Source organism: Pseudomonas sp. IPO3774 (assembly GCF_013386835.1).
Taxonomy (GTDB): domain Bacteria; phylum Pseudomonadota; class Gammaproteobacteria; order Pseudomonadales; family Pseudomonadaceae; genus Aquipseudomonas.
Map to the genome: position 1 here is coordinate 1 of NZ_JACAQY010000056.1, position 6025 is coordinate 6025.

The window sequence follows — 6025 nt, forward strand, 5'->3', positions numbered from 1 at the left end:
GATCTTAGGCGCCCCGTTAAACCACGCTGGCCGAACGCAGGCTTTGGAGCGTGGGTAACCCGGCAGGACGCCGGGTTAGCCGTCCTGGGCCAGGGATGGCCCATGACGGCGGCCCACGGTCCAAAGCCGGAGTGAGGGCACACCGAGCCTAGGCGAGGTGCCGAGTGGTGGGGCAAGAGCGTTTTGCTTACTTTTGCGCTGTTCAAAAGTGAGCCGCTGTAAGAGCGGAACCAATATCAGCCATCACCCAAAAAACGGATATGCCCCCCAACCCCAAAGACGCATACGTCATCCAACGTATTCCCCGCCCAACCCCATCCCCGTGAGACTGCTCCCGACAGCCAACCCACCCTCCGGGAGCACCTCGATGACCGACACCCTGATCAAAGTCGACCTCAACCAACCCGTCACCGAAAACGAACAGATCCACAACCGTTGGCACCCGGACATCCCGATGGCTTGCTGGGTCAAACCCGGCGATGACTTCATCCTCGAAACCTACGACTGGACCGCCGGCGCCATCAAGAACAACGACGACGCCAGCGACGTGCGCGACGTCGACCTCTCCACCGTGCATTACCTCTCCGGCCCGGTGGGCGTACATGGCGCCGAACCCGGCGACTTGCTGGTGGTCGACCTGCTCGACATCGGCGCCAAGGCCGACTCCCAATGGGGTTTCAACGGCTTCTTCTCCCGCCAGAACGGCGGCGGCTTTCTCACCGATCACTTCCCCAGCGCGCAAAAAGCCATCTGGGATTTCAAGGGTATGTTCACCAGCTCCCGGCACATCCCGGGCGTCAATTTTGCGGGCCTGATCCACCCCGGCCTGATCGGCTGCCTGCCCGACCCGGTGATGCTCGCCGACTGGAATCGTCGCGAGCAGGAGCTGATCGACACCAACCCGACCCGCGTCCCACCCCTGGCCAACGCCCCGCTGGCCGCCACCGCGCACATGGGCAAACTCAAGGGCTCGGCCCGTGACGATGCCGCCGCCACCGGTGCCCGCACCGTGCCGCCCCGTGAGCATGGCGGCAACTGCGATATCAAGGATTTGTCCCGCGGCTCGAAGATCTATTTCCCGGTGTACGTCAACGGCGCCGGCCTGTCGGTGGGCGACTTGCACTTCAGCCAGGGCGACGGCGAAATCACCTTTTGCGGCGCCATCGAAATGGCCGGCTGGGTGCACATGAAGGTCGAGCTGATCAAGGGCGGCATGGCCAAATACGGGATCAAGAACCCGGTGTTCAAGCCAAGCCCGATCACCCCGAACTACAAGAACTACCTGATCTTCGAAGGCATCTCCGTCGACGAACAGGGCCAGCAGCATTACCTGGACGTCAATGTCGCTTACCGCCAGGCCTGCCTGAATGCGATCAACTACCTGACCAAGTTCGGCTACTCGCCGGCCCAGGGGTATGCGTTGCTCGGCTCGGCGCCGGTGCAGGGGCATATCAGCGGCGTGGTGGACATCCCCAACGCCTGCGCGACGTTGTGGCTGCCGACTGAAATCTTCGAGTTCGACATCAACCCCAACGCCAACGGCCCGACCCAATTCCTCGACGGCAGCATTGACCTGCCCATCGCACCGGACCTGTAGCCATGCCGACCTACGAATATGCCTGTGAGTCCTGCGGCACCTTCACGATGCTGCGGCCCATGGCCCAGCGTCACGAACCCAGCCAATGTCCGTATTGCGACGGCCCGGGCGGGCAGTTGCTGCTGTCGGCGCCGGCGCTGACCACGCTGTCGGCCAATCAGCGCAAGGCCATAGCCGGTAACGAGCGCAGCGCCCATGCGCCGCAAACCGTCGGCGAATATCAGGCAGCGCGCAAGCACCCGGCGGGCTGCAGTTGCTGTGGCACCAGCAAGCCGGTGGTGCCGAGCAAGGCCAACCCGCTGGGGCTCAAGACCAGGACCGGGCCACGGCCCTGGATGATCAGTCATTGACCGAGGAGATTTGCAATGCGCCATGGCGACATTTCCAGCAGCCCGGACACGGTCGGCGTTGCTGTCGTGAACTACAAGATGCCGCGCCTGCACAGCAAGGCCGAAGTCATCGATAACGCGAAGAAGATTGCCGAGATTATTGTCGGCATGAAGCAGGGTTTGCCCGGCATGGACCTGGTGGTGTTCCCCGAATACAGCACCATGGGGATCATGTACGACCACGACGAGATGATGGCGACCGCCGCGAGTATTCCCGGCGAGGAGACGGCGATTTTCTCCGCGGCCTGCCGCCAGGCCAATACCTGGGGCGTGTTTTCCCTGACCGGTGAACGCCACGAGGAGCACCCGTACAAGGCGCCGTACAACACGCTGGTGCTGATCAATAACCTCGGCGAGATCGTCCAGCGTTATCGCAAGTGCATTCCGTGGTGCCCGATCGAGGGCTGGTACCCGGGCGATCGCACCTACGTGTGCGACGGGCCCAAGGGCATGAAGGTCAGCCTGATCATCTGCGACGACGGCAACTACCCGGAGATCTGGCGTGACTGTGCGATGAAAGGCGCCGAGCTGATCGTGCGCTGCCAGGGCTATATGTACCCGGCCAAGGAGCAGCAGGTGCAGATGTCCAAGAGCATGGCCTGGGCCAATAACTGCTACGTGGCGGTGGCGAATGCGGCGGGGTTCGACGGGGTGTATTCGTACTTCGGGCACTCGGCGATCATCGGCTTCGATGGCCGTACCCTGGGCGAGTGCGGCGAAGAAGAGATGGGCATTCAGTACGCCCAGCTGTCGGTGTCGCAGATCCGCGATGCGCGGGCCAACGACCAGTCGCAGAACCATCTGTTCAAGCTGCTGCACCGTGGCTACACCGGCATGCATGCCTCGGGCGATGGGGACAAGGGCATGGCGGATTGCCCATTCGAGTTCTATCGCACCTGGGTGCTGGACGCGCAAAAGGCCCAAGAGAATGTCGAGGCCTTCACCCGTAGCACCGTCGGTGTCGCCGAATGCCCGGTGGGGCAGTTGCCCCATGGTGGTAAAGAAAAAACGGCGGGTTGAGGCATGCGGTTTACTTTTGAACCGGCCCAGGTCATGGCCTTGCTGCGCAGCCGTATCGTTGGCCAGGACGCAGCCCTGGCCCAAATGGAAGGGTTGCTCAAGGTGGTCAAGGCCGATATCGGTGAGCGTGAGCGGCCGTTGAGCGTCAACCTGTTCATGGGGCCTACCGGGGTCGGCAAGACGGAAATCGTCCGGCTGCTGGCCCAGGCGTTGCACGGGCGTGCCGACGGGTTCTGCCGTATCGACATGCACACCCTGGCCCAGGAGCATTATGCCGCCGCACTCACCGGTGCACCGCCGGGTTATGTCGGCAGCAAGGAGGGCATCAGCCTGTTCAACAGCGAACTGATCCAGGGTAGCTACAGCCGCCCTGGTATCGTTCTGTTCGACGAGTTGGAGAAAGCCAGCCAGGAAGTGGTGCGCAGCCTGCTGGGCATCCTTGAAAACGGCCAGCTGACGCTGGCGGGCGGCGCTCGTACGCTGGACTTTCGCAACAGCCTGATCTTCATGACCAGCAATATCGGCGCCCAGCAGGCGCGTCGGCACCGGCAACGCTTTGCCCCGTTGCGCTGGTGGGCGCGCGGTGAAGCGGGGGTGTTGGAGGACGCCTTGCACCGCCACTTCGAGCCGGAATTTCTCAATCGCATCGATCGTATCCTGATGTTCGAGCCCATCGACCATCAGTGGCTTGAGGCGCTGCTCAAGGTGGAACTCGGCAAACTCAATCAACGCCTGGCGGCGCAGCACCGATCATTGGTGCTGGATGAATCGGCACGTGCCTGGCTGTGCCGCGACCATGACGTACGGTTCGGCGCCCGCGCCTTGGGCCGCCGATTGCGGGTGGAGCTGGAGCCGGCGATTGCCGAATGCGTATTGCGCGACCCGGGTGTGGGCCCCATGGGCGCGACTGTCGACAGTGATCGTTTGGTGGTTTCGCAACAAGCGGCTTGCATCCAATAAATTTCAGACTAATATAACCCGGGTAAAACAAAATAATCCGGGTAAAAGTCATGAGCGCATCACACTGCACCGCCTTCCTTGGCCACCAACGCGTGGCCGCCGGCTCTTATGCCGACGTCGCCAAAAACCTGAAAAACCTCGACCTGGCGACGGGCAGCTTGCTGGTGTTTGATGACGCCAGCGGTGTTCAAGTCGACTATCCCTGGCCCGCCGGTTACGCACCGCAGCAACCGACCCTCGCGGTGACGGAGGCCGACGTGCCGGCGTCACCTGCGGTAGGCCGTCCGAAGCTGGGGGTGGTCGCCCGTGAAGTGACCTTGCTGCCGAGGCACTGGGAGTGGCTCGGACAACAACGCGGCGGCGCCTCGGCGGCCTTGCGCCGGTTGGTGGACGAAGCGCGCAACGCCCATGCCGAGCACGATGAGCGGCGCCAGGCCAAGGAATCCAGCTATCGTTTCATGAGCGCCATCGGCGGCGACCTGCCAGGTTTTGAAGAAGCCTCGCGGGCGTTGTTTGCCCAGGACGGCGCGGAATTTTCCAACAGGATCGCGCACTGGCCGGTGGATGTGAAGTTGTACCTGGCCTGGTTGTCACGCAACGCTTTCCCTGCCTAATTGCATTGAGATCCGAACCTTCATGGAAGTCACCCAGCAACGACCGTTGTGGCAGATCTACCTGATCTTTCTGGCACCCATGGTGCTGTCCAATTTCCTCCAGAGCTTTTCCGGCACGCTGAACGGGATCTATGTCGGGCAGATGCTCGGCACCCAGGCGTTGGCGGCGGTGTCGGGGATGTTCCCCATCGTGTTTTTCTTTATCGCCCTGGTGATCGGCCTGGGGGCGGGCGCTTCGGTGCTGATCGGCCAGGCGTGGGGCGCGCAGGAAACCTCGATGGTCAAGTCGATCACCGGCGCCACCCTGACCCTCGGCGCCCTGATCGGGGTGATCGCGGCGGTGCTGGGCAGCGTGTTTGCGCGCCCGGCAATGCAGGCCCTGGGCACACCGGTGGATGTGCTGGATGACGCGGTGGGTTATGCGCAGATGATGATGCTGATCATGCCGCTGTTGCTGGTGTTCATCCTGTTCACCCAACTGCTGCGGGGCGTGAGTGACACGGTGTCGCCCTTATTGGCGCTGATGGTGTCGACCACCGTGGGCCTGGTGCTGACCCCTGCGCTGATCAAGGGTTGGCTGGGCCTGCCGCCGATGGGTATCCAGAGCGCGGTGGTGGCGGGGTTGGTGGGGAATGCCCTGGCGATGACGTTCCTGGTGCTGCGCCTGCGCCATAAAAACCACGTGATGGCGCCGGATCGCCAGTTGATGGCGGCGCTGCGGCTGGATCGGGTGATCCTGGGCAAGGTCCTGCGTATCGGGTTGCCTACGGGGTTGCAGATGGTGGTGCTGTCGTTGTCGGAGCTGGTGATTCTGGCGCTGGTCAACAGCCATGGTTCCCAGGCGACGGCGGCGTATGGGGCGGTGACGCAGATCGTCAACTATGTGCAGTTTCCGGCGTTGTCGATTGCGATCACGGCGTCGATTCTGGGGGCGCAGGCGATCGGGGCGGGGCGCCTGGAGCGGATCGGGCCGATCCTGCGTACGGGGATTTTGATCAACCTGTGCCTGACGGGTGGGTTGATAGTGCTGGGGTATGTGTTGTCGCACTGGCTGTTGGGGTTGTTCATTACCGACGTGGATGCGCGGGTCAAGGCCGAGCACCTGCTGCATATCATGCTCTGGAGCATCCTGGTGTTCGGTTTCCAGGCCGTGGTGGGCGGGATCATGCGGGCCAGCGGGGTGGTGCTGGTGCCGGTGGGGATCTCGATCGTTTGCGTGTTGGGGGTGGAGTTGCCGGTGGCGTATCTGCTGAATGCGCGGTTTGGGCTGGAAGGGGTGTGGATGGCGTTTCCGGTGACGTATCTGGCGATGTTGGGGTTGCAGACGGCTTATTACCGGCTGGTTTGGCGGCATAAGCAGATCAAGCGGTTGGTGTGAGGTTTTTTTGGGGGGCGTGTACATATCCGTTATTTAGGTAACGGCCGCCTATGGTTTCGCTCTTACA

The 6025-nt window shown here is 62.6% G+C and carries 6 protein-coding genes; all 6 read left to right on the plus strand.

What is annotated here, in order from left to right:
* The first annotated feature begins 367 nt into the window (after positions 1-367).
* The 6 genes from fmdA to HYE77_RS26490 are packed head-to-tail and all read left to right on the plus strand — an operon-like array spanning position 368 to position 5958.
* On the plus strand, positions 368-1597 hold the full coding sequence (gene fmdA, locus HYE77_RS26465; protein ID WP_076016701.1) for a formamidase: 1230 nt from the start codon (positions 368-370) through the stop codon (positions 1595-1597).
* A gap of 2 nt (positions 1598-1599) precedes the next feature.
* Positions 1600-1947: a zinc ribbon domain-containing protein gene (locus HYE77_RS26470; RefSeq protein WP_008432727.1), complete on the plus strand. Its 348-nt coding sequence runs from the start codon at positions 1600-1602 to the stop codon at positions 1945-1947.
* A 15-nt stretch (positions 1948-1962) separates the two neighbouring features.
* Entirely contained in the window at positions 1963-3006 is a 1044-nt protein-coding gene (locus HYE77_RS26475) for an aliphatic amidase (RefSeq protein WP_177023259.1), read from the plus strand.
* A 3-nt stretch (positions 3007-3009) separates the two neighbouring features.
* A complete protein-coding gene (locus tag HYE77_RS26480) occupies positions 3010-3966 on the plus strand; it encodes an AAA family ATPase (protein WP_177023258.1) in 957 nt (318 codons plus the stop codon).
* Between the two features lie 50 nt (positions 3967-4016).
* Entirely contained in the window at positions 4017-4580 is a 564-nt protein-coding gene (locus HYE77_RS26485; protein WP_177069842.1) for a DUF2239 family protein, read from the plus strand.
* Between the two features lie 22 nt (positions 4581-4602).
* The gene (locus tag HYE77_RS26490; RefSeq protein ID WP_003218590.1) at positions 4603-5958 is read left to right on the plus strand and encodes an MATE family efflux transporter; all 1356 of its coding nucleotides are present in this window, start codon (positions 4603-4605) and stop codon (positions 5956-5958) included.
* Positions 5959-6025 lie beyond the last annotated feature (67 nt).

Bases quoted from the DNA above. Each gene is read 5' to 3' on its own strand.
- fmdA (WP_076016701.1), top strand. From the start codon at position 368: ATGACCGACACCCTGATCAAAGTCGACCTCAACCAACCCGTCACCGAA.
- HYE77_RS26470 (WP_008432727.1), top strand. From the start codon at position 1,600: ATGCCGACCTACGAATATGCCTGTGAGTCCTGCGGCACCTTCACGATG.
- HYE77_RS26475 (WP_177023259.1), top strand. From the start codon at position 1,963: ATGCGCCATGGCGACATTTCCAGCAGCCCGGACACGGTCGGCGTTGCT.
- HYE77_RS26480 (WP_177023258.1), top strand. From the start codon at position 3,010: ATGCGGTTTACTTTTGAACCGGCCCAGGTCATGGCCTTGCTGCGCAGC.
- HYE77_RS26485 (WP_177069842.1), top strand. From the start codon at position 4,017: ATGAGCGCATCACACTGCACCGCCTTCCTTGGCCACCAACGCGTGGCC.
- HYE77_RS26490 (WP_003218590.1), top strand. From the start codon at position 4,603: ATGGAAGTCACCCAGCAACGACCGTTGTGGCAGATCTACCTGATCTTT.